Annotated in this window: 21 protein-coding genes; 3 read left to right on the top strand and 18 right to left on the bottom strand. The window is 65.8% G+C overall.

What is annotated here, in order from left to right:
* Window positions 1-102 precede the first annotated feature (102 nt).
* From Q9R31_RS09700 to Q9R31_RS09680, 5 genes are all read right to left on the bottom strand, one after another.
* Window positions 103-1875: an amidase gene (locus tag Q9R31_RS09700; RefSeq protein ID WP_311262509.1), complete on the bottom strand. Its 1773-nt coding sequence runs from the start codon at window positions 1873-1875 to the stop codon at window positions 103-105.
* Window positions 1872-2972, bottom strand: a complete 1101-nt coding sequence (locus tag Q9R31_RS09695) for an agmatine deiminase family protein (RefSeq protein WP_311262508.1) — start codon at window positions 2970-2972, stop codon at window positions 1872-1874. The genes Q9R31_RS09700 and Q9R31_RS09695 overlap by 4 nt, the downstream gene beginning before the upstream one ends.
* Before the next feature lie 47 nt (window positions 2973-3019).
* The gene (locus Q9R31_RS09690) at window positions 3020-3730 is read right to left on the bottom strand and encodes an alpha/beta hydrolase (protein ID WP_311262507.1); all 711 of its coding nucleotides are present in this window, start codon (window positions 3728-3730) and stop codon (window positions 3020-3022) included.
* A 44-nt stretch (window positions 3731-3774) separates the two neighbouring features.
* Window positions 3775-4962 (bottom strand): ribosome small subunit-dependent GTPase A, encoded by a 1188-nt coding sequence (gene rsgA, locus Q9R31_RS09685; RefSeq protein ID WP_397428227.1) that lies wholly within the window; start codon window positions 4960-4962, stop codon window positions 3775-3777.
* Window positions 4963-5195: 233 nt separating this feature from the next.
* Window positions 5196-5468: a zinc-ribbon domain-containing protein gene (locus Q9R31_RS09680; protein ID WP_311262506.1), complete on the bottom strand. Its 273-nt coding sequence runs from the start codon at window positions 5466-5468 to the stop codon at window positions 5196-5198.
* A gap of 110 nt (window positions 5469-5578) precedes the next feature.
* Here Q9R31_RS09680 and Q9R31_RS09675 point away from each other — a divergent pair, with 110 nt between their 5' ends.
* Window positions 5579-6730 carry a GGDEF domain-containing protein gene (locus tag Q9R31_RS09675; RefSeq protein ID WP_311262527.1) on the top strand — a complete coding sequence of 384 codons (1152 nt, stop codon included), beginning with the start codon at window positions 5579-5581 and terminating at the stop codon, window positions 6728-6730.
* Window positions 6731-6763: 33 nt separating this feature from the next.
* Here Q9R31_RS09675 and Q9R31_RS09670 read toward each other — a convergent pair whose 3' ends face one another.
* Genes Q9R31_RS09670 through Q9R31_RS09640 form a run of 7 tightly spaced genes read right to left on the bottom strand, consistent with a single transcriptional unit; the run spans window position 6764 to window position 14040 of the window.
* Window positions 6764-7879 (bottom strand): Gfo/Idh/MocA family oxidoreductase, encoded by a 1116-nt coding sequence (locus Q9R31_RS09670; protein ID WP_311262505.1) that lies wholly within the window; start codon window positions 7877-7879, stop codon window positions 6764-6766.
* On the bottom strand, window positions 7864-8562 hold the full coding sequence (locus tag Q9R31_RS09665) for a ThuA domain-containing protein (RefSeq protein ID WP_311262504.1): 699 nt from the start codon (window positions 8560-8562) through the stop codon (window positions 7864-7866). The genes Q9R31_RS09670 and Q9R31_RS09665 overlap by 16 nt, the downstream gene beginning before the upstream one ends.
* A 52-nt stretch (window positions 8563-8614) precedes the next feature.
* On the bottom strand, window positions 8615-9619 hold the full coding sequence (locus Q9R31_RS09660) for a sugar phosphate isomerase/epimerase family protein (protein WP_311262503.1): 1005 nt from the start codon (window positions 9617-9619) through the stop codon (window positions 8615-8617).
* Between the two features lie 34 nt (window positions 9620-9653).
* Window positions 9654-10859, bottom strand: a complete 1206-nt coding sequence (locus Q9R31_RS09655) for a Gfo/Idh/MocA family oxidoreductase (RefSeq protein WP_311262502.1) — start codon at window positions 10857-10859, stop codon at window positions 9654-9656.
* Between the two features lie 13 nt (window positions 10860-10872).
* On the bottom strand, window positions 10873-11778 hold the full coding sequence (locus Q9R31_RS09650; protein ID WP_311262501.1) for a carbohydrate ABC transporter permease: 906 nt from the start codon (window positions 11776-11778) through the stop codon (window positions 10873-10875).
* 1 nt (window position 11779) lies between these two features.
* A complete protein-coding gene (locus tag Q9R31_RS09645) occupies window positions 11780-12715 on the bottom strand; it encodes a sugar ABC transporter permease (protein WP_311262500.1) in 936 nt (311 codons plus the stop codon).
* The gene (locus Q9R31_RS09640; RefSeq protein WP_311262499.1) at window positions 12712-14040 is read right to left on the bottom strand and encodes an extracellular solute-binding protein; all 1329 of its coding nucleotides are present in this window, start codon (window positions 14038-14040) and stop codon (window positions 12712-12714) included. The genes Q9R31_RS09645 and Q9R31_RS09640 overlap by 4 nt, the downstream gene beginning before the upstream one ends.
* A gap of 238 nt (window positions 14041-14278) precedes the next feature.
* On the opposite strand from Q9R31_RS09640, the gene Q9R31_RS09635 reads away from it, so the two are divergent.
* Both Q9R31_RS09635 and Q9R31_RS09630 read left to right on the top strand, forming a co-directional pair.
* Window positions 14279-15322 carry a LacI family DNA-binding transcriptional regulator gene (locus Q9R31_RS09635; protein WP_311262498.1) on the top strand — a complete coding sequence of 348 codons (1044 nt, stop codon included), beginning with the start codon at window positions 14279-14281 and terminating at the stop codon, window positions 15320-15322.
* 10 nt (window positions 15323-15332) lie between these two features.
* Window positions 15333-16520, top strand: a complete 1188-nt coding sequence (locus Q9R31_RS09630) for a mandelate racemase/muconate lactonizing enzyme family protein (RefSeq protein WP_311262497.1) — start codon at window positions 15333-15335, stop codon at window positions 16518-16520.
* A gap of 74 nt (window positions 16521-16594) precedes the next feature.
* Here Q9R31_RS09630 and Q9R31_RS09625 read toward each other — a convergent pair whose 3' ends face one another.
* From Q9R31_RS09625 to Q9R31_RS09600, 6 genes are all read right to left on the bottom strand, one after another.
* Window positions 16595-17455: a phosphogluconate dehydrogenase C-terminal domain-containing protein gene (locus Q9R31_RS09625; protein WP_311262496.1), complete on the bottom strand. Its 861-nt coding sequence runs from the start codon at window positions 17453-17455 to the stop codon at window positions 16595-16597.
* Between the two features lies 1 nt (window position 17456).
* Window positions 17457-18257, bottom strand: a complete 801-nt coding sequence (locus tag Q9R31_RS09620; protein WP_311262495.1) for a sugar phosphate isomerase/epimerase family protein — start codon at window positions 18255-18257, stop codon at window positions 17457-17459.
* Window positions 18254-19057 carry a triose-phosphate isomerase family protein gene (locus Q9R31_RS09615; RefSeq protein ID WP_311262494.1) on the bottom strand — a complete coding sequence of 268 codons (804 nt, stop codon included), beginning with the start codon at window positions 19055-19057 and terminating at the stop codon, window positions 18254-18256. The genes Q9R31_RS09620 and Q9R31_RS09615 overlap by 4 nt, the downstream gene beginning before the upstream one ends.
* A complete protein-coding gene (locus Q9R31_RS09610) occupies window positions 19041-19511 on the bottom strand; it encodes a ribose-5-phosphate isomerase (RefSeq protein ID WP_311262493.1) in 471 nt (156 codons plus the stop codon). Before Q9R31_RS09610 ends, Q9R31_RS09615 begins: the two co-directional genes overlap by 17 nt.
* A complete protein-coding gene (locus Q9R31_RS09605) occupies window positions 19508-21265 on the bottom strand; it encodes a dihydroxyacetone kinase family protein (protein WP_311262492.1) in 1758 nt (585 codons plus the stop codon). Before Q9R31_RS09605 ends, Q9R31_RS09610 begins: the two co-directional genes overlap by 4 nt.
* 128 nt (window positions 21266-21393) lie before the next feature.
* Window positions 21394-22758 (bottom strand): MFS transporter, encoded by a 1365-nt coding sequence (locus tag Q9R31_RS09600; protein WP_311262491.1) that lies wholly within the window; start codon window positions 22756-22758, stop codon window positions 21394-21396.
* Window positions 22759-22935: the final 177 nt, after the last annotated feature.

The following is a 22935-nucleotide window of genomic DNA, read 5'->3' as shown; positions in this document are numbered from 1 at the left end:
ATCACCGTTCCTGATCGGAACGACGGGAAGTGCGGACGGCTGGACGTCAAAGGCAATGAAAGAGAGTCACTGCGTCCAGAATATCCGCTGCGGCCGGCACCGTCAGTCGCTTTTCGTATCTTCTGTGGGCGTGGTGCGCGGCGGCGGAACCCGCCGGCGGCCGGTGGCTTCAAAGGCCGCCGCCAACTGGAGCAGGTGCGTGTCACTGTAGGCCCTGCCGGCGATGGTGAGGCCAACAGGCATCCCGATATCGGAAGCGATGCCCATGGGAACCGTAACGGTGGGGATGCCGAGGTGGCGGGGGACCAGGTTCCCGTTGGCCACCCAGACACCGTTGCGCCAGGCGATGTCCGCCGAGCGCTCATTGGTATCCGCGTCTGCGGGTGCCACATCAGCGGCTGCCGGGAACACCACGGCATCCAGCCCCAGCCGGTCCATCCACTCCTCCAGGTCCACCCGGCGGGTTTCCTCGAGCCCCGCCAGGCCTTCGGGCAGGTGCGGAATATCGGACAGGACGGGAACCCCGTTTTCACGGATCCAGGCCGGGTAGTCCGCGATGTCGTCGTCGAATCCGTCGTAGCGGTCCGGCAGTGCACCCTTGGGGGCGGGGAAGATGGCGGAGCCGTCGACGTCGGCAAGGCGGTTCAGTCCCGGGTCGCCGTTGGCATCGAGGAAGTCATTCCACGCCCAGGCCGACAGGTCAACGATTTCCCGGCGCAGGTACTCCGGCGGCACCAGTCCGCGCGTGGCGATGGTAGGCGCACCGGGCCGGTCGCCCTCATAGTTGGACACCACCGGGAAGTCCACCTCGAGCACTTCCGCGCCGGCGGCTTCCAGGTCGCGGCGCGCCGCCTTCCACAGCTCCAGGATGGAAGCGCGCGTTTCGATCCGTTGCCCGGTGGGCCCGCCGATGCCAGGTGCCGCCGCCGTCCCGGCCTCCGGATCGGCGTTGATGTACATCCGGGGAATGCCGAACCGTTTTCCCGCAAGCACGCCGGCGGCCGCCGAAGCGTCCCGGACGGCGAGGCCGGCATACGAAGACGGGCGGACAGCGGATGCCTTGGGCACCGGGATCCAGGGCTGGACGCGCCAGAAATCCCCGCGCACCTCGGCGTCGTCCGCCACCACCACGTCCAGGACTTCAAGCAGGTCGGCCATGGTGCGGGTGTGCGGAACCACCACGTCCATGGTGGGAACCAGCGGCCAGTTGCCCCGCACAGAGATGACGCCGCGTGATGGGGTGTAGGCGCACAGGGCATTGTTCGACGCCGGCGCCCGCCCTGAAGACCAGGTTTCCTCGGCGAGGCCGAATGCAGCGAAGCTGGCGGCGGTGGCGGTACCGGAGCCATTGGAGGACCCGGAAGCGAAGGCGGCGGTGAGGTACCCGGCGTTGTAGGGACTTTCCGCCCTGCCATATACCCCGCGCTGCATACCTCCGTTGGCCATGGGCGGCATGTTGGTGAGCCCGATCAGGACCGCCCCGCCGGCCCGCAGCCGTTCGATGGTGAAGGCGTCCCGCTGCGCCACCAGGTCCTTGAAGGCCGGGGAACCGGCAGCCACCGTAAGCCCCTGTACCTGGTAGCTGTCCTTGGCCGTGTACGGAATGCCGTCGAGCGGGCCGAGCGTGAAGCCGGCAGCCCGGCGCCGGTCCGAGGCCTGCGCCTCCGCGATGGCTTCCGGGTTCATCACGACGAGCGCGTTGAGGCGTATGCCCGAAGAGTCATACTTCTCGATGCGCGCAAGGTAGAGACGGACCAGCTCTTCGCTGGTCACGTGGCCGGCTTCGAGGGCGGCACGCAGCTGCGCAATCCCGGCCTCCACCACGTCGAACGTTTCCGCGGGTGGCAGCGGAGCCTGCGTTTCGGCGAGCTTCACAGTGCGCCTCCGACCTTGGCGGCCGGCTGCTGCTGGGTGATGCAGTGGATGCCGCCGCCAAAGGCGAAGATGTCCCTGGCATCCACCAGTTCTACGGTCCTGCCCGGATAGGCACGTTCCAGGATTCCTGCCGCGATGGCGTCGTTGGGGTCGTTGAAGCTGCAAAGCGCCACCACATCGTTGCCGACGTAGTGGTTGATGTAGGACCAGTCCACCCAGCCGTCGGCATCCTGCAGCACTGTGGGTGCTGGAACGTCGATGATCCGCAGCGGGCGGCCCTGGGCGTCCAGTTGGCCGGCGAGGACTGTTTTGAGCTGCAGGTAGACGGCGTGGTCGGGGTGGGCGGGATCGTCCTGGCGGTGCAGCAGGATGGTGCCGGCGCCGGCGAAGGTTGCCACGATGTCCACGTGGCCGCGGGTGCCGAACTCGTCGTAGTCCCGGGTCAGGCCGCGCGGAAGCCAGATGGCTTTGGTGGTGCCCAGGGCGGCGTGCACTTCTGCTTCAACTGATTCCTTGGTGGCGCCGGGATTGCGGGCCGGATCCAGCTGGACTGTCTCGGTCAACAGGACGGTGCCTTGACCGTCCACATGGAACCCGCCGCCCTCGTTCACCAGTGTGCTTGGCCGGACGGGGATCCCGGTGCCTTGTGCCACGTTCCGGGCCACGTCCTGGTCCTTGGCCCAGGCCGCCCACTCCTGCGCGCCCCAGCCGTTGAAGGTCCAGTCGACGGCGGCCAGTGAGCCGTCCGGCTGGTGCACGAAGGTGGGGCCACTGTCCCGCAGCCAGGCGTCGTCGAGCGGGACCTCCATGACGTCGATGCCACCACCGAGCCATTCCCTTGCAGCGGTCGCGTCCCTGGGGTCGGCCACCACTGTGACGGGCTCGTACCGGGCAATGGTTTGGGCCACCCTGGTCCAGGCAGCCCGTGCGCGGTCCAGCGTGGGGCTTCCCACGGAACCGAAAGTGTCGTTGGGCGGAGGAAACGCCATCCAGGTCCGCTGGTGCGCCTCCCACTCTGCGGGCATGTGGACGGCGGTGCCTGTGGGAACGTCGGCAGGGGCCTCGCTGCCCCGGACGGAGGAATAAATGAATGCCATTCATTTATTATGGGTACCGTAGTGCCCGGGCGCAAGAGTATTTCGTTTTAGTCCTTGCCCGTGCGGTCCACTGCTGCCAGGATGGCGCGGGCCAGTTGGTCCGGCTTGGTGAACTGCGGCCAGTGCCCCGTGGGCAGGTCAACATATTCCACGTCCCGCACCTTTGCCAGTTCTGCCACGAAGGGATGTCCGGCGGCGATCCACTCCCGAAGCGTGGCGGACGGAAATTCGCACGCGATCACGGTGGCCGGTACGTCGTAGCGGTGTTCGTCATGCAAGTGCTGCCTGCCGTAGGCCACACCGCGGGGCTCAGGAACCGCGCGGGCCCGGAATGTCCGGCGGAGCCTGTCGTTAAGGTCCGCCAGGTCGGCGTCGTCAAAATGTTCCCAGGCCGGCAGCGGCACATCGTCCCCCTCGGCAGGCAACTCGTCGTTGATGACGCCGCCTTCCCCCAGCGGCCCGCTGTCCACATAGACGGCGCGTTCCACCCTGTCCGGCCGCGCGTCCACTACACCGTGAATAATTGCCCCGCCGCCGGAATGGCCCACCAGGACCGCCTTGCCCGGCATCCCATCCAGGACCTCCACCACCGCATCGATGTGGTCCTGCAGGCTGATGCCCGCACGGCTGGCATCCACCGACTCCTTGCCGGGAAGTGTTAGGGGGTGGGGGCGGTGTCCGGCTGCTTCCAGGCCGGGTGTCACCTCCTCCCATGACGAGGCGTCCAACCAGAAACCGGGTACCAGGATGATGTCCATGACCGAACCCTACTCCCCACCCCCGAGACGGAAGACGGGTTCTCCTACCGCTTCCGCTTCCGGTCCTTGCCTCCGGTCCGGCTGCCGCGTTCGGAGGCCTCGCGCTCCGCCCAGCGCTGCGATTTTCCCGCCGAGACCACCTTTTGGTGCCACTCCCGGTGATACGCGCGCTCGGCAGCGATATCGGAGCGGCGCGCCAGCGCCGCCAGTTCCCGCTGCATCTTGAGGTAAGAGGTCCAGCGGCGCTCGGGCAGGGCACCGTTGTCGATGGCTTCACGGACCGCGCAGCCTGGCTCACTGCCGTGGGTGCAGTCAGCGAACCGGCAGCCGGCGGCCAGTTCCTCGACGTCGCCGAACATCCCGTCCAACCCTTCGCCGGCGTCGAACAGCCCAAACCCACGCACGCCAGGCGTGTCCATCAGAACCGTCCCGTTGGACAGCGGCACCAGCTCCCGGGCGGTGGTGGTGTGCTTGCCTTTGAAGTCGCTGGACCGGACCTCCCCGGTCTGCTGGACGTCACGGCCCGCCAGGGCGTTGATCAATGTGGATTTGCCGGCACCGGACGGGCCCAGGAGCACGATGGTTCCGCCCGGTGGAATCCGCGCCATCAGTTCGTTGATGCCGTCGCCGTTTTCGGCGGATGTGGTGACCACCTCCACGCCTGCCGCCTGCCGGATGACTTTTCCGACGACGTCGTCCGCTATTTCTGCCAGGTCCGCCTTGGTGATGATCACCAGCGGGGTGGCGCCGGAATCCCATGCGGCGACGAGGGTGCGTTCCAGCCGGTTGTGCGTGAGGGGCCGGTCCACGGGCACCACCACGCCCACCGTGTCCATGTTTGCGGCCAGGATCTGTGCGGCGGAGGAGTCCTCAAAGGCCCGTTTGCGGCTGAGCTCGGAGCGGCGGGGGAGGACGGACACGATCTGCCGCTCGCCCGCCCGGTTGGGACCAATCCAGACCCAGTCACCGGTGACGGCCGGACCGCCGGACAGCGGATACGGCAGGTGCAGGAGCCCATCGTCCACGGCAACCAGCAGCAGGCTTCGGTCCACCCGGACCACCCGGCCAGGTGCAGTTGCCCCGGGGCAGGGGTGCTGATCGAAATAGTGGGCGACGGCGGGCGTATAGCCGTAAGCGGACGGGCCCCTGCCCGGCAAGGGATGGGTTCCCGGGGTGCTGTCTGTGTCCTTGTTGTTGGTGGTGTCCTGGGCGCTGCCTGAAGAAGTATGCACTGTGGTTTCCTTGGAAAGTCCCCGGTGCACTGGCAGGTGAACCCGCCGCGTCAGGAAACGCGCATGCAGCCGGGAGGGATGGTTGATGTGGTGGATGCGGGGCGCCCAGGGCGCACGGCAACTGCTGTCATCAAAACCACCTCCATTCCCTCGTCCGGTTCCCGTCCTCTGCCGGGAGCGGCAGGGCTGGACCGCGTCCCACTTTAGCGGCCGTCGGCGTGGGGATCCAGGGGCTAGCCCCGAAGTTCCAGCGCGCGCTTCTGCCGTCCGGTGATGGAGGAGACATAGCCGCAGTTGGTGCATGTGATCCGGAACTTCCGCGACACCGTGAGCACGGGGATGAAGAACAGCGTGAATTTGGTGCTCTGCTCATCCAGTCGGTGGTGGACGAAGGCGCCGCAGTGCTGGCAGGTTCCCGCCCGCCCCGGGAGGGCCTTGTAGACGGTCCTGAAACCGAAGAGAAGGAGCATGGCGTGCCTTTCGTGGTCCCGATGGTTACTTGCCACCCTAGGCGAGTTTGAAGTATCCCGGCGGGGGTAGGGATCCTTCTGCACCGTGTGGGTGGATGTAATACTTGCGTGAGCAAAATCGGGGCTTCTGGGGGGACTACTGGCACATGGTTCTGGACACGGTGACCCTCCGCATTGCATTTGGCCTCATGGCCCTCGTCCTGGTGGTTCTCTTCTACTTTTCCGCCTACCGGTTGACGCGCTCGCCCTACAGCGCCTGGTGGTGCGGCGCCCTGCTGTTCTTCCTCTCCGGGTCAGGCTCCTTCCTCCTGGACGGCACAGTCCATCAGGTGTGGGCCAACCCGGTGGGGAACACCCTGCTGGTACACGGCGGCGTGGCAGTGTGGGCGGGAGCGCGCTCGCTGCGGACCGTGCGGCCGCCCAAGTGGGCCTTTACCGGGATTCCGCTGGTCACCCTGGTGGCCTCCCTGCTGGACCATCCGGCCACCAACACCTGGTCGGGCGGGCCCGTGTTCCTTGCCGCCATGAGCCTGACCGTTGGGTTGGCGTCCCGTGAGCTCTGGCGCCTTGAGCCGGGCTATTCACGGGTCCGGATCCCCATGGCGGTGGCTGCCGGAGGGCTCAGTGTTTTCTACTTCTTCCGCTGGGTGGCATTCCTGGTGGAGGGCCCCAACGGTCCGGTTTTCGTCACCGTCTTTGGATCCGCCGTAACCACCCTGGTGACCATGGTGCTGCTGGTAGTGGTGTCCTTCAGCATGGCGGCGTTGAGCACCGAACAGCAGACCCGTGCGCTGCGCGTGGTGGCCAGCCGTGACGACCTCACGGGGCTCCTGAACCGCAAGGCCTTCCTGGACCTGGCCGCGGAGCAACTGGCCGACCGCACCATTACCGGCGGCTCCGGAGCCCTGATCCTGGCTGATCTTGACCACTTCAAGGCCGTCAACGATACCTACGGCCATGCCGCGGGCGACCAGGCGCTGCAGGCCTTCGCTGACGCCTGCACTGCCACCGTGCGCTCCACCGACCTGACCGGGAGGTACGGCGGGGAGGAGTTCGTCATCCTGGTGCCGGGGGCAAGTGCAGAACGCGCCGAGACGATTGCCGAGGAGATCAGCAGGCGCATGGCCGGGGCGGATGCGCCCGCGGGCATGGAGATGCCCACCGCGAGTTACGGCATTTCCACCTATGACGGCGGGTCCTCTGATGTTGATGGGCTCATTGCCGCGGCGGACGCAGCCCTGTACAGGGCGAAGTCCTTGGGCAGGAACCGCGCCGCCCGCAGCGATGGAGTGCATTAGCTCCACTGCGACGGGCGGCGCGGTTCCGGATGGCTAGTTGGCCTGCAGGGCGTCTGCCTGTTCGGCCAGGACGGTCAGCGCCACGCTTTCCGGCCGCTCAACGGTGCTCTGGATGCTCACCATCATGCCGCTGTGCGCGGCCTTCAGGACAGATTCCATGACCTCCAGGACATGGTAGGCAAGGGCGCCGCCCGCGCGGGGTTCCTTGCCCTGCGGGGTTGCGGCCAGGTCCGCGATGCCGAACCCCCGGCCGGAGTCGACGTACCCGGCGGACGTGGGAAGGGTTTCCCAGTCCTCCGCGCCCAGGGAGAACAGCTGGACGTCGCCGTCAAAGTGGTTGGGATCCGGCACCACCAGGGATCCGCGCTCGCCGTGGATCTCGATGTTGGGTGACTTGGACTTCACGGCGTCGAAGCTCATGAACAGGGTGGAGAGCGCGCCGGAGGCGTGGACCAGGACACCCGTGACGTGGGAGTCGATGGTGACAGGTACCTTCTCACCCTGCCTCGGCCCGGATCCGATGGTCCGCTCGTTGCGGGTATGGCTTGCTGCGCCCAGCACCGACACAACGGGACCCAGCAGCGTCACCAGGGCGGTGACGTAGTAAGGCCCCATGTCCAAAAGGGGACCGCCGCCGGGCTGGTAGTAGAAGTCCGGGTTCGGGTGCCAGCGCTCGTGGCCTGGAGTCACCATGGTGGCCGATGCGGAGATGGGGGCGCCGATGAGGCCATCGTCAATGGCTTTGCGGGCGGTCTGGATGCCGGTGCCCAGCACGGTGTCAGGGGCACAGCCGACGACGACGCCTGCCTGGCGTGCCGCGTCCAGCACCTGGCGTGCCTCCGCGGTTGTGGCGGCGAGGGGCTTCTCGCCGTAGACGCTTTTGCCCGCGGCGATGGCCTTCAGCGCCACGTCCGCGTGTGCGGCGGGGATGGTGAGGTTCAGGACCAGGTCGACGTCGTCCGCCGTGAGGAGTTCATCCACGGAGACCGCGCGGACGCCCTCGTACTGCTCGGCCACCGCTTTTGCGCGTACGGGATCAAGGTCCGCGACCGCTACAAGTTCGAGGTCCTGGAGCTTGCGGAAGTTGGCGAGGTACTGCGCGATGATGGCACCGCAGCCAATGATTCCGACTTTCAACGGCTTGCCCACAGCAGGCCCCTTTCGATGATGGTGCGGACGTTGGTGTCCTGGAGGATTTCGACGCGGTGGCCGGGGGTGGCGACGAAGATGCGGCCTTTGCCCCATTGGCGGGTCCAGATGGCGGGGGAGGTCACTTCACGGTTCCAGGGGTCCCATTCGCGGACTTTTTGGGTGGTGGTGGCCAGGACGTCGATGTAGTCGTCGGAGAGGACCCAGTACTGCTCGGTGACGAGGTCGAAGTCCTTGATGCCTTGGGTGATGGGGTGTTCGGCGGCCGCGGGCAGCATGGTGACGGTGTAGGGGACGTAGTTGTCGGACTGCTCGCCGATGCACTCGTCCGGGTGTTTGCCGGGGTGGCAGGCGAACTGGCCGCCGATCAGGTGCAGGTAGTCGGAGGTGTTGCGGTAGGAATCGGCGATTCCGCCGTGCCAGCCGGCCAGGCCGGTGCCGTTTTCCACGGCTGTCCGGAGTCCGGCGAACTCGTCTTTTTCGATGGTGGTCATGGTCATGCACTGCATGATCAGGTCCACGCCGGCCATGTAGGCGGTGTCGGCGTAGACCTTGGGGGATTCCTCTACCCGGACGTCGTAGCCGTTGTTTTTGAGGTAGGGGATGAAGAGTTCGGTGGCCTCGTAGGGCTGGTGGCCGTCCCAGCCGCCCCGGACCACCAGGGCGTTCTTGCGTTCGGTCATTTGAAGTTTCCTTTGGTTGGCTGCCGGCCTGCTGGCCGGAAAGAGCAGGGGGTCAGTGGCTGGCGAAGGCGGCGTCGAAGGCGGCTGCGGGCGGGGCGATCCGGGCGAGTTCCTGGACCATGGCCAGCGCCTGCGGGGCGCCGGTGAGGCGGTCCATGCCGGCGTCCTCCCATTCGATGCTGGTGGGGCCGTCGTAGCCGATGGCGTTCAGGGTCCGGAAGATCCGGTTCCACTGCACGTCCCCGTGTCCTGCGGTGACGAAGTCCCAGCCCCGGCGTGGATCTGCCCAGGGGAGGTGGGAGCCCAGGCGGCCGTTGCGGCCATCGAGTTGGCGGACGGATTCCTTGACATGGACGTGGAAGATTTTGTCCGCGAAGTCCTGCAGGAACATCACGGGGTCCAGGTCCTGCCAGATGAAGTGGGAGGGGTCGAAGTTCAGCCCGAAGCTTTCCCGGTGTCCGATGGCTTCCAGGGTGCGTTTGGTGGTCCAGTAGTCGTAGGCGATTTCGGAGGGGTGGACCTCGAGGGCGAACCGGACATCCTCCTGTTCGAAGACGTCGAGGATGGGGTTCCAGCGGTCCGCGAAGTCCTGGTAGCCGGCGTCGATCATTGCCTGGGAGGCCGGGGGGAACATGGCGACGGCCTTCCAGATGGAGGACCCGGTGAACCCGGTGACGGTCTTGACGCCAAGCCGGGCGGCGGCCCGTGCGGTGTCTTTCATCGATTCCGCGGCGCGGCGGCGTACGCCTTCAGGTTCGCCGTTGCCCCAGATTTCTGCGGACAGGATGCCCTGGTGGCGTTCGTCGATGGGGTCGTCGCAGACGGCCTGGCCGGTGAGGTGGTTGGCGATGGCGTACACCTGCAGGTTGTTCTTCTCCAGGATGTCCAGCCGGCCCTGGAGGTAGTTGTCGTCCTCCGCGGCGCGGCGCGGGTCCAGGTGGTCGCCCCAGCAGGCGATCTCCAGCCCGTCAAAGCCCCACTCGCCGGCAAGCCGCGCCACTTCCTCAAAGGGCAGGTCGGCCCACTGGCCCGTGAACAGCGTAATTGGTCGTGTCATGTGTGTTCCTTAATTGCTTGAAGCTTGATGCCGCTCAGACTTTTTGCCATTGGCTGGCATTTGCGGCGCTGGATTCCACTGCTGCGAGGACCCGCTGCACCTGCAGGGCGTCGGCGAAGGAGGGTTTCGGCTGACGGCCTTCCCCGATGGCCGTGACGAGGTCCACCACCTGGTGGGTGAAACCGTGCTCGTACCCGAGCCCGTGGCCTGTGGGCCACCAGTTTCCGACGTACGGGTGCCCAGGCTCGGTGACGAAGATGCGGCGGAAGCCGGCGTCAGGCTCTTCGGCGGCGTCGTAGAAGGACAGGACGTTCATGTCCTCGAAGTCAAAGGCCAGGGAGCCTTTGGTGCCGTTGACCTCCAGCCGCATGGCGTTCTTCCTGCCCAGGGCGTACCGCGTTGCCTCGAAGACGCCGATGGCTCCTGCGGAGGCGCCGCCGTCGAACGTTGTGTCTTCAAAGCGGGCGCTGAAGATGGCAGCATCATCAACGGTGACCGTTCCGCGCGGGGCGTCCTTGCTGAGGTCGCCGTGGCCGCCGAGGCCCACCAGGTCGCCGGCCAGCGGCCGCTCCCGGACGAATGTTTCCAGCATGGCCGAGACACCGGTGATGTTCTGGCCAATGACCCACTGGGCGGCGTCGATGCTGTGGGCTCCGATGTCACCAAGGGACCCGGAGCCGGACTTGCTCTTGTCCAGCCGCCAGGTCATGGGGGCGTTGGCGTCCGAGAGCCAGTCCTGCAGGTACTGGGCCCGGACGTGCCGGATCTCGCCGAGCCTGCCCTGGTCCACGAACCGCTTGGCCAGCGCCAGGGCCGGGGTGCGGCGGTAGCTGAAACCGCACATCGAGAAGATGCCGTTCTTCATGGCGGTCTCCGCCGCCAGTGTCATCTGCTCGGCTTCCTCCACGGAGTTGGCCAGCGGCTTTTCGCACAGGACGTGCTTGCCGGCTTCAAGGGCGGCCATGGCAATTTCGGCATGGGTGTTGCCGGGCGTGCAGATATCGATGAGGTCGATGTCGTCGCGCTCGATCAGGCGGCGCCAGTCAGTCTCGACAGACTCCCAGCCCAGCTTGTCCGCAGCGGCACGGACGCTGTCGGAGTTTCTGCCGGCAACCGCGGTGAGCTGTGGCTGCAGTGGCAGGTTGAAGAACCGGGGCGCGGTGCGCCAGGCGTGGGAGTGGGCGGCACCCATGAAGGCGTAGCCCACCATGCCGACCCGCAGGGGTTTGGCGGTGGTCATGTGAAGGTCCTTTCTACTTGCTGAAGCCGGCCGTCAGGCCTGCCAGCAGCTGGCGCCGGCCGATGACATAAAGCACCAGGATGGGCAGGGTGCTGAGCACCACCGAGGCGAGCACGGCCGGGATGTTGACGCTGAACTCACCCTGGAAGGTCCACAGGCCCAGGGGCAGGACCCGAAGGCCGGGGCTCTGGGTGAGGACCAGCGGAAGCAGGAACCCGTTCCAGACATGCAGGCCGTTGTAGATGGCGACGGTCACGATGGCGGGGCGGGTTAGGGGCAGGGCGAGCCGCCACATGGTCTGCCATTCGCTGCAGCCGTCCAGCCGCATGGACTCGAACAGTTCGTTCGGGACATCACGGATGAAGTTGGACAGGATCAGCACTGTCAGAGGGATGGCAAAGGCGATGGACGGCAGCATCAGCGCCAGCAGGCTGTCGTAAAGGTTGAGCCGGATGATCATCAGGTAGATCGGGATGATCGTCGCCTGCAGCGGGATGGCCAGGCCCATGAGGAACACGCCGTTGACCAGTTTCAGGAACCTGCCGCTGCCGCGGACGATCGCGAACGAGGCCATGAACGAAACCAGCACGGTGGGAATCACGGAGCCGAGCGTGACGATGGCGCTGTTCATGAAATACGTGGCGAAATCGGCCGCGAGAACCAGCTGGTAATTCTCCAGGGTGGGCGAGGTGGGAAGGGCCAGGGGATTCTGGCCGAAGTATCCCGCCTGCGTCTTTAGGCTGGTGATTACCACGTAGTAGATGGGCAGGATAATGATCGCCAGCCAGATCCATCCGCCGAGGCCGCCGGGGATGTTCAGCCGCCTCAAACGGGGACCGAGTCCCCGCTTGGCGGCTTCTGAACCGCCGATGGTTCCGGTCCGGGCCTCCTGCGCATTGCTTTTCAGGACGGTACTCACCCTACAAACCTTCCAATTGGCTGCCCTGCTTGTCCTTGCCGCCAAGACGCTGGAGGAACAAGGCAAGACCGAGGCCGATGATGACGAGAATGACGGCGATGACGCTGGCCGGGCCCATGAGGTTGGCCCGGAAGCCCCGCAGGTACATGTCCAGCGCCAGGATCCGGGTGGAGTTTCCGGGGCCGCCGCCGGTGAGGACGAAGATCAGGTCGAAGTAGGTCAGTGAACCCACCACCATCAGCGTGGACGAGGTGATGATGGTGTACTTCAACTGGGGCAGGGTGATGTGGAAGAACTGCTTAATGGTCCCCGCGCCATCGATCTGGGCTGCCTCGTAGAGGGACTTCGGGATCTGCCGCACCCCGCCTTGGTAGATAAGGGTGTGGAACGGCACGAACTGCCAGGCGATGACGAAGATCACCAGGCCGAGGGCCAGTTGCGGGACCCCCAGCCAGTCCTGCGCCAGGAACGGCAGTCCCAGGCCGGTTGCCAGGCCGAAGTTGGGATCCAGCAGGGCCTTGAAGGCAATGGCGACGGCGGCGGAGGACAGGAGCAGGGGCAGGAAGTACAGTACGGCCAGTGCGGCACGGTACCGCTGGCTTCCCGCCGTGAAGACTCCCAGCAGGAGGCTGATGGGGGTCTGGACCAGCCACGAGACGATCATGATCAGGAAGGTCAGGCCCAGGGCGTTGTACAGTCCCGGGTCCGCGAGTACGGAGAACCAGTTGTCCAGGCCCGCCGCTCCGATGGCACCGATTCCGTCCCAGCTGGCGAAGCTCAGGATGAGCACACCGGCCAGCGGGATGACGGCGAACACCAGGAAGAAGAACAGTGCCGGCAGTGTCAGCCACGCGAGGGCGGCCTTGCGCTTTTCGGTTTGCCTGGAATCCTTGATGCCGACGGCGGTCCCCGGGGCGGTGGAAATAGCGTTACTCATTTGCCCAGGGTGGCGTTCATGTTCTCGGCGAACTGCTGCGGGGTGATCGACTTCAGGAACAGCTGGTCGATGTTGTTCAGCAGGGCCTCGGCTGCGGTGGGGCTCAGCGCCTGGTCCCAGGACTGCTGGAAGTTGGGCGCATTCTTGGCCATGCCGTAGACGTAGTTGAGGAACTCCTTGTCAGGGGAAGTGTTCAGCTTGTCCTCAATGCCATTGACAATGGGAACCGAGCCGGAGTTGATGTAGGCCTCGATCACCGTGTCGGTGAGGATGCCGTCCTTAAAGAACTTCTTGGCGGATTCCTTTTCCTTGTCGCTGGCCTTGGACGAAATGGACATGTACTGGGCCGGGTTTCCGACACCGTTCTTCGGATCACCCTTGCCGCCGGCAACAGTTGGGAACGGGACAAATCCGAGCTTTCCGTCCTGGACGAAGTTCTGGCCCGCCTTCTTCATGGCGCCGTAGGTCCAGGAACCGTGCAGCATCATGGCTGCCTTGCCGGAGAACAGGAGGGCCTGGTCTGCCTGGGAGTCCGCGGTGATGGAGGAGAAGCCCTTGATGAAGCCTTCGGCAGAGACCAGTTCCTGGATCTTGGTGCCGGTCTCGATCACTGCGGGGTCCATCCAGGCGTTGGGCTTGCCTTCAAAGATCGCCTTGAAGACGTCGGGGCCGCCAATGCGGTCCAGCAGATATTCGAGCCACATCATGGAGGTCCAGCGCGACTGGCCGCCCAGGGAGAACGGGGCCACGCCCATGCCATTAAAGGTCTTGACCAAGGACATGATGTCGTCCCAGGTCTTGGGCGGCTGGACGCCAGCCTTTTGGAAGAGTTCCTTGTTGTAGAACAGCACGATCGGGGCGACGTACTGGTTGGGCAGGGCATAGATCTTGCCGTTGACGGTAGCTGCACCGAATACGGACGGGAAGAACTTCTTCTTCAAGTCCGGGTTCTGCTCGAACCAGCTGGTCAGATCCTCCACCTGGTTGGCCTCGGCGTAGGTCTTCAGGCCGCCGCCGCCCCACCCGTAGATGATGGTGGGTGCCTGGTTGGCGCCGATTGCGGTCTTGATCTTGGTCTTGTACGCGTCGTTCTGGAAATAGGTGACCGTGATCTTGTCGGCGGAGTTTGCCGAATTGAAGGCATCCACGGCCTTCTGCATGGTGGTCTGGTTTGGCTCGCCGGTCAGGTACCACATGCTGGCGCCCCCGCCGCCGCTGGAGGCGCCCGGGCCGGACGTTCCGCAGGCGCTGGTTGCGGCAACGGCAAAGGGAGTAAGGGCAGCGAGGGCGAGGAAAGAGCGCCGGGAGGTCTGGGGTTGCTTCATTGCTTCTCCATTGTGAATTTGCTGTCGAGGTGCGGGGCGTCAGCTCCGACGATTGTTCGAAACATTTCGAACCGTGATATAAGTCACGGTCTAAACTAAAGCGGGAAAAAGTCGCGGGGTCAAGGGGATCGTAGAGGATCTTTTTCGATGAAGACGGAGTTGCTGCTGCATCTTGACGGGGGAAACTTCCAGTCTGTAGCTTGAAAACGTTTCCCCACCTTCGAAAGATTGCGAACCGATGACGACTAAATTGCCGGAGCGGACCAAACCCACGCTCGCTACCGTCGCCAGGCAGGCAGGGGTTTCGGCGCCGACCGTTTCCAAGGTGGTGAACGGGCGTGACGATGTGGCCCCCGAAACCAGGGCCCGGATTCTTGCCGCACTGGAGCAGGCGGGGTACCAGTCTCCGGTACAGCGGCGGGCGGCCGCGGACAGCGGGACCGTGGTGGAAGTAGTGATCGACGTCCTCGATTCCGCCTACACCATCGAGGTCCTGAACGGCATCCTGCAGTTCGCTGCCGCTGCCGACGTCGAGATCCTGGTCAGCGTAACCGGCCAGTCCACCCCCGGCCGCCACACGCCCGAGCGCCGGGCGCAGCGGATGCTGGAAGAAGGCAGGTTGGGGATGATCGTGGTGACCTCGGCCTTCAGTGAAGCGCAACTGCATGCGTTCAGGCGCAGGCAAATTCCCGTCGTCGTCATCGACCCGCTCAACCCGCCCTCAGCCGACGTTGTTAGCGTGGGGGCCACCAACTGGGCCGGCGGTAAAGCGGCTACCGAGCACCTGCTGGAACTGGGACACCGCCGCATCGCCTACATTGGCGGCATAGAGGGCGCGGAATGCAATCAGGCGCGGCTGCACGGATACATGGCCGCCCTCATGGCTCAGGGCATCAAGGTTGACCCCAGCTACATTGTTTCCGGCGGCCGGTTCCGGACCGAGAGCGGGGTCAGCGGGTTTAAGGAGCTGCTGAAGCTCGACTCCCTCCCCACGGCCATCTTTGCCGCCAGCGACGCCATTGCCTTGGGTGTCCTGAGCGAAGCGCGGCACCATGGGATCAGGGTTCCCGAAGACATCAGCCTCATCGGTTTCGACGGCACCAACCAGGGTGAGCAGTCCGTGCCATCGTTGAGCTCCGTGGCCCAGCCCCTGGAGGAGATGGGACGGGCGGCCCTGAGGTCACTCCTGCGCCAGGTGCACGGCGAGGTCCTGGATTCCCACCGCGTGGAGCTGGCCACCCAGGTAATCGTGCGTGAATCCACTGCCCCTCCCGCGTGCTGAAAGGCATCCCATGAAAATCACCAACCTCGACACCGTGGTCGTGGACTTCTACCGAACGAATCTCATCTTCGTCCGGCTCGCTACTGATGAGGGTCTCACCGGCGTCGCCGAGGCAACCCTTGAGGGGCAGGAGCACGCGGTCCGCGGCGCTGTGGCAGTCCTTGCTGAAGCCGTCCGGGGCAAGGACCCCACGCGGATCAGCCAGACCATTTATGAACTCAACCGGGATGCTTATTGGCGTGGCGGCCCGGTGTCCATGACGGCCCTGAGCGCGCTTGAGATGGCGGTGTGGGATGTTTCGGCGCGCGCACTGGGTGTCCCGGTCCACCGGATGCTGGGCGGCCAGGTCCGCGACCGGGTCCGTGCGTACGCCAACGGCTGGTTTTCCGGCGCCACAACTCCAGAGGACTTCGCAGCTGCCGCTGTCCGGACAGTTGGCCAGGGCTTCCGCGGCCTGAAATGGGACCCGTTCGAGGCTGCGGATCTCTCCCTCCAACCGCGGGACCTGCGGCGCATGCTTGAGTCCGTTGCCGCTGTCCGCGAGGCCGTCGGTGATGATGTTGAGCTCTTCATCGAAGGGCACGGCCGGTTCGACGTCCCGACGGCCATCAGGGTGGCCCGCGAAATCGAGCAGTTCCAGCCGGTGTTTTTCGAGGAACCCTGCCCGCCGGACGGAATCGATGCGCTCATCGAGGTGCGTACCAAGTCCCCCGTCCCCATCGCGGCAGGGGAGCGGTGGATGGGACGGAACACCTTCATCCCCGCCCTGGCACGCCACGCCGTGGATTTCATCCAGCCGGACGCCACCCACGCCGGCGGCCTGCTGGAACTCTCATTCATCTCCACGCTCGCCGCAGCTCACTACATTCCCTTCGCACCCCACAACCCCAGCGGTCCGCTCAGTACCGCGGCAACCTTGCAGCTCGGTGCAGCGCTGCCGAATTTCCGGTATCTGGAGATCATGGCCACGGATGTGCCGTGGCGCAGTGACATCTCCAATGAGCGCCTCCAGCTGACGGCCGAGGGCGACGTCATGATCCCCGAAGGCGTTGGCCTGGGCATCGACCTCGACTTCGAGGCCATCGCAGAGCACCCGTACACGCCGCATCCCATGCGGATCTTCAGCGACGCCGTCGCCGATATCCGGCCGCCGGACGCCCGCTCCTACTTCAACCTGCAAGGGGCAGGCGTCAGCTGACGCGTGGTTAACGCCAAAGCGGCGGCGTCCGCCCGGTCCACCTGACCGGACAGACGCCGCCGCTGCTGCAGGCTCTAGCGCTTGACGGCCTCGAGCTTGAGCATCTTGGCGATGACGCCGTCGAGTTCGGAGTCGTCGAAGATCTTCTTCCAGTCGTCCTTGATGATGGTGTCCCTGCCGTACTGAATCGCGATTTCGCAGGCTTCGGAGAACGGGTTGGAACCGCGCAGGGCGTTGGTCAGTGCGATCTGGACGTGGCCGAACAGCATGGCTTTCGCGGCTTCTTCGGGGACGCCGGCGGTGTGCACGGTCTCGTGCAGCGCTTCGTTCAGCAGGGTGCCGATCATGCAGGCAACTGTTTCCACCAGGGTGGGCTCGAGGACGGCGAGCTGCTTGACCGTGACCCAATGGACGTCGATGACCGGGGCGTAAATGGTGCGGATCACGGCTTCAGCCGAATCGCGGGTGCCCGCCGGGGCGTCGTCGTCGATGGCGGCAACAACGTTCTGCGGGGCACCTTCGCCGCCGAAGGTGTCGGCCCATTCTTCCTTCGTGGTGCGCTCCAGGAACACCGACGGGTGGCAGGGGTGTGCGACTGCCTGGACAACGTCGTCGCGCTTTGCCAGCAGGCCGGCGTAGGCTGCGGCGGGGTCCAGGGTGAGGAGGATGGCGCCGGACTTCATCTGCGGCACCACGCCTTCGGAGACGACGCCCAGGACGGTGTCCGGGACGGCCAGGATCACCACGTCGGCGCCCTTGACCGCGTCATCGGTGGCGGTGATGTCGCGGCCTTCAGCGCGGACGCGTTCCTGGCCCGCGGGGGAGTTCTCGCTGTAGAAGACGGTGTGGGCGGACTTCTGGAGGTTGCGCGAAACGCGCATCCCCATCTTGCCTCCGGCTCCGATGACGGCGACGGTCAAAGTTTCTGCTGACATTTCACTTGCTCCTTAGGAATTCGATGCTTTGCCGGGTCCACTGGTTTTCGAGCCGGATGGTTTCCGCCTCGGAGTCCTGCCAGGGCAGCCAGTGTTCGACGATCTGGTTGATGTTTCTTTCATGCGGCCGGATTTTTCCGGCCATGTACCCGTAGTCGAGCAGGCCTTCGCCGAGCGGGGCGCCGGAGTAGGTGAAGCCCACCCACCCGTCCTCGCGGCTGAAGGCAAAGTCCTTGATGTGCATGTTCAGGACATAGGGCGCGACGGCGTCAATCACCTCACGCGGCATCTCCAGCGCCGCGACGGTGTTGGCAGGATCGCTGCAGATCCCCAGGTACGGGCTGTCCACGCCGCGGACCACGTCCAGGATGCGGGAGGTGGGGACCTGTTCGTAGGTTTCCACCGCGATCTTCACCCCTGCTGCCTCGAACTCGGGCAGCAGCTCCTTGAAGATGGCCACCGCTTCCTCGGTGGTGGGAGTGTGCCCGGGAACGTTGAACATGGTCCGCAGCAGCGGCGAGCCAAGGATTCCGGCGATGTGCAGGAACCTGCGAAGGTGCTCCGGGCGGATGCCCTTGGTACCCAGCTCAAGGGAGATTCCCAGCCTGTCCGCCGTGTCCCGCACGGCCTGCAGTTCCGCGTCCGGCATGGCCTCCAGCGGGGCGTAGTCGCAGACCTGGAACAGGTCCACGCCCAGTTCCGCCGTCCGCTGGAGCGCATCGTGGATGCTCAGGGGCTGGGAGACCTTGTCCGAGAGCTGCCAGAAGAACGCGTAACTGCTGAGGCCTATCCGTGAGCTCATGCTGCCACCGCCGCGGATTCCAGCCGGGCTGCCGTCTCGTCCAGGATGGTTGCCAGCGCCTTCGGGTCATGCGCGAAGCGGCCCAGGAACAGGCCGGCGACGGCGGGACCGAGCTGTGTGATCAGGCCCGGCCCGGCGCTGCCGCCATAGATCACGCGGCTGTCTTCCTGTCCGGGCAGGCTGCGCAGGTGCGCATCCAGCCCGGTGATGACGGCGCTGATGTAGCCGGGGGTGGCCGGTTCCGGCGCTCCGATGGCCCACTGGGGTTCGTACGCCACGATGGTCCGGGCGGCCGGTGCCAGGGACGAAGCCCGGTTGAGGGCGGCGTCGATCTCCGCCGAACACCGGGCAACGGCTTCCTCCACGGAACCGGGCTGCAGTTCGCCGACGCACAGCACGGGGGTCAGGCCGTTGCGGTAGGCGGCTGCGGTCTTCAGGCCAATGATGCGGTCATCTTCGCCGAAGATGCGGCGGCGTTCTGCGTGCCCGATTTCTGAATAGCGGCCGCCGAGTTCTGCGATGGCCTTTCCGCCCACCTCGCCGGTGTACGCGCCCTCGTCCTCCCAGAAGATGTCCTGCGCTCCGGTGGCGGCGCCGGCGGGGCCCAGGATCCGGGCGGCCTCCGGCAGTGCCGGGAGCATGGGCAGGACGAACAGCTCGATGTCGCCGCTTTGCACGGCCGGGTGGGCGAACGCGATTGAGGCCACGTCGCGGCAGTAGTCCACGGACCGGGCGTAGCCAAAGTACATCTTCAGGCTGACGCCGATGACGGCTTTGGGTTTCTTAGCAGGAAGTGACACCCTCGTAGTCCTTAATCAGGGCGACCTTATCCGCGGAGGCGGAGGTTTCGTCGAAGGTGTAGGTGAGCCATTCCCGGGCCAGGCGGCGGGCAAGTTCCAGGCCGATGACGCGCTGGCCGAAGGTGAGGACCTGGGCGTTGTTGCTCAGGATGGCGCGCTCCACCGAGAAACTGTCGTGGGCGGTGACGGCGCGCACCCCGGGTACCTTGTTCGCGGCGATGGCCACGCCGAGGCCGGTGCCGCAGACCAGCAGGGCGCGGTCGGCCTTGCCTTCCGCGATCAGTTCGGCGGCGGCGATGGCCACCGACGGGTACGGGGTGTGGCTGGTGGCGTCCACCCCCACGTCCGTGACGGATTCGACCAGGGGGGAGGCTTCCAGGTCGGCCTTGAGGGCTTCTTTGTAGTCGAAACCGGCGTCGTCGGCTCCGATGACCAGGCGCAGCTTGGTGCTCATGCGTTCTCCTTGATGGTGTTGTACGCGGCGTTGTTGTCTTGGCTGAGGGTGTTGTGGATGGCCCGCACGATCAGGGCCATGGAGACAGCGCCGGCGTCGGGGGTGCCCAGGCTCTTCTCGGCGTGTGGACGGGCGCGGCCCATGAGCGGCAGCAGGTTGGCGGTGTCCTCGGCTGCCTGCTGGGCGGCGGTGGCGGCAGCGTCCCAGGCAGCTGCCAGGGACTTTCCGCCGTCCACCCCGGCACGAAGCGCGTCCCGGAACGGGACCAGGACGTCCACCAGCGTCTTGTCGCCCACCTTGGCTTTGCCGAACTCCATGATCGCGGCGGCGGCACCGGCCACTCCGGTGGCGACAGCACCGGCGTCGGGCGCTGTGCTGTCCCCAACAGCGTCACCGACCGCGCGCAGGGCCATGCCCCACAGGGCGCCGGACGTGCCGCCGGCCTTGTCCGCCCAGGCGTCCGCTGCAAAGTACAGGGTGGTGGCGGCGCCGGCCCCACGGGCGACGGCGTCTGCCGCGGCTTCCACGGCGGCGCGGACACCGCGCTCCATGCCGATGCCGTGGTCGCCGTCGCCGGCAATCGCATCGATCCTGCCAAGCTCCGCGGCGTTGGCGTCCACCACGTCCTTTGCGGCGCCGAGGGCTGCGAGGACGCGGACGGCACCGGCGCGGGACTCCGCGGTTGCGTCCGGGATGGAAAGTTCGACGGCGGCCGGCTCGCCCGCGGTCTCCTCCAGCGCTTGGGCGCTGACGGCGCCGCGGCGGAAGGCGGGTGCGTCGGCGGGTGCGTTCCAGAGGGTTTCAAGTTCATCGTCGAGCCAGAAGAGGGTCAGGGAAGTGCCGGCCATGTCGAAGCTGGTGACCAGTTCGCCGACCTGCGGGTCCACTGCCTGGAGTCCTGCTTCGGCCAGGAGTTGGGCCACGCGGCGGTAGACCACGAAGAGCTCCTCGTACTTCACGCTGCCCAGGCCGTTGAGGATGGGGACCACCCGTGCACCCCTGGCTTCCAGGCCCTCCGGCACCTCGGTGAGGAGCTTGGCCACGAGCAGTTCGGCGAGGCCATCCGCCGTCGGAATGTCCGTTTCCCCGATGCCCGGCTCGCCGTGGATGCCCATGCCCACGGCCATGCGGCCCTCGGGGACGGAGAACAGCGGCTGGTCGGCTCCCGGGAGGGTGCAGCCGGTGAAGGCGACGCTGAACGAACGGGTGCGGTGGTTGGCACGTTCGGCGATCTCCACCACCTGGTGCATGCCGTAGCCTGCCTCGGCAGCCGCGGCCGCAACCTTGAACACCGTCAGGTCCCCGGCGATGCCGCGGCGCTTGGTGTGCTCTTCGACCGGGGCCGAGGAGACGTCATCCGTGACCGCGATGCTGCGGCAGTCGATGCCTTCCCGGCGCAGCTTTTCCTGGGCCTGGGTGAAGTGCAGGACGTCGCCGGCATAGTTGCCGTAGCCCAGCAGCACGCCGGCGCCGTTGTGGGCGGCCTTGGCCACGTTGTAGACCTGCTGCGCCGACGGGGACGCAAACAGGTTGCCCATCGCCGCGCCGTGCGCCAGGCCCTGGCCCACCAGGCCGGCGAAGGCAGGATAGTGGCCGGAGCCGCCACCGATCACCAGTGCCACCGTGTCCGGGGTGCTCCTGGTGCTGCGGACAACACCGCCGGAAACGCGTTTGACCCAGCGTCCATGGGAGGCGGCGAAGCCTTCGATCATTTCGTCAGCGAAGGCTGCGGGTTCATTGAACAGGCGGGTCATGGGAAAAGCTCCTGGGCCTAGCTGGGGGAGGGTCTGGGGCGGCGGTTGGTGCGGGGCTTGGTGCGGGGCCTGGTGCGGGGACGCCCACGGATGAGGAGGGCGTCCCGGGTCTTGGTGGCCCGCCGGCGTTAAGGCTCGGCGTGCTGCCCGGCGCCCGCCGGGTCCAGCGCCTCGGCGCGGATTCCCTCGGAGACGCGCCCGGAGCGGCTAAGGACAACCATCAGGACGGCGGACAGGAGCATGAAGCCGCCCACCACGAACATCGGCACGTTGTAATCGCCGGTCCAGTCCTTGAGCCAGCCGGTGATGTAGCCCGCACTGAAGCCTGCCAGGTTGCCCACAGTGTTGATCAAGGCGATGCCCGCTGCTGCTGCCGCACCCGTCAGGAACTGCGTGGGGACCGTCCAGAAGTTGGGCAGCGCCGCGAAGATTGCCATTGCCGTGATGGTGATGACGGCGATCGTGGCAGCGGGGCTTCCAGCGAAAAGTGCCAGCGGGATGCTCAGGCCGCCCACCAGGGCGGGAACGGCGATGTGCCAGGTCTTGACGCCGCGCTTGGTGGCGTCCTTGGACCAGAAGTACAGGGCGACTGCCGCCGGCAGGTACGGAATGGCGGTGATCAGGCCCTTCTGGAAGACGTCGAACTTGGTGCCGTAAATGCCTTCGAAGCCGGAGATGATGGTCGGCAGGAAGAAGCCGAGCGCGTACAGGCCATAAATGAAGCCGAAGTAGATCAGGGAGAGCATCCAGACGCGGCCGTTGCCGAACACGGTGCGGACGCTGGCGTGCTTGTTGCCGGCCGTGGTTTCCTTCTTTTCCTTTTCCAGGGCGCCGGTCAGCCAGGATTTCTCCTCGGCCGTGAGCCACTTGGCCTTGGCAGGGGAGTCAGCCAGGTAGAACCAGGAAATAATGCCGATGATGATGGCGGGGACAGCAACGCCGAGGAACATGACGCGCCAGCCTTCGAGTCCGAAGAGGCCGTGCTGCTGGATCAGGATGCCGGCCAGGGGCGCACCGATGACGGTGGTCAGCGGCTGGGCCAGGTAGAACAGGGCCAAAATCTTGCTGCGGTGCCGGGCGGGAACCCAGAGGCTCAGGAAGAGGATGGCGCCGGGGAAGAAGCCGGCCTCGGCCACGCCCAGGATAAAGCGCAGGATGTACAGCTGCTCCACGTTGGCCACCCAGGTGAACAGCAGCGAGACGATGCCCCAGCTGACCATGATGCGGGCCAGCCACCGGCGGGCACCGAACTTGTGCAGCGCCAGGTTGGAGGGGATCTCAAGCAGGATGTAGCCGATGAAGAAAACGCCGGACGCGAAGCCGAACTGGGCGGCGTTCAGGGCCAGGTCCTTGTTCATGCCATTGGGGCCGGCAAAAGAGATGGCGGTGCGGTCGAGGTAGTTGATGAAGAACATCAGCGCGACGAACGGGACAAGCCGGACCGCCACTTTCCTGATTGCGGATTTTTCGACCACCGATTGTGTGGTGTCCACATTGACTCCTTGATGTTTATGTCCCGGTCGCGTCCGTCGCTGGAGGCGGGTGGGGCTGTCTCATATGCACGCGGCTTGGGGTACCGCGGGATGAAGCTGTGAGTTCCACCATAGGGCCGAACAGTAAATTGGTCAACCGGTTGACTTGTTGTTTCGTTTCCCTGTTTTCGTGGCCGG

The organism is Pseudarthrobacter sp. BRE9 (genome assembly GCF_031844305.1).
GTDB lineage: Bacteria > Actinomycetota > Actinomycetes > Actinomycetales > Micrococcaceae > Arthrobacter.
The sequence above is the reverse complement of the archived record's forward strand: the minus strand, read 5'-3'. Positions and strand labels throughout refer to the sequence as shown.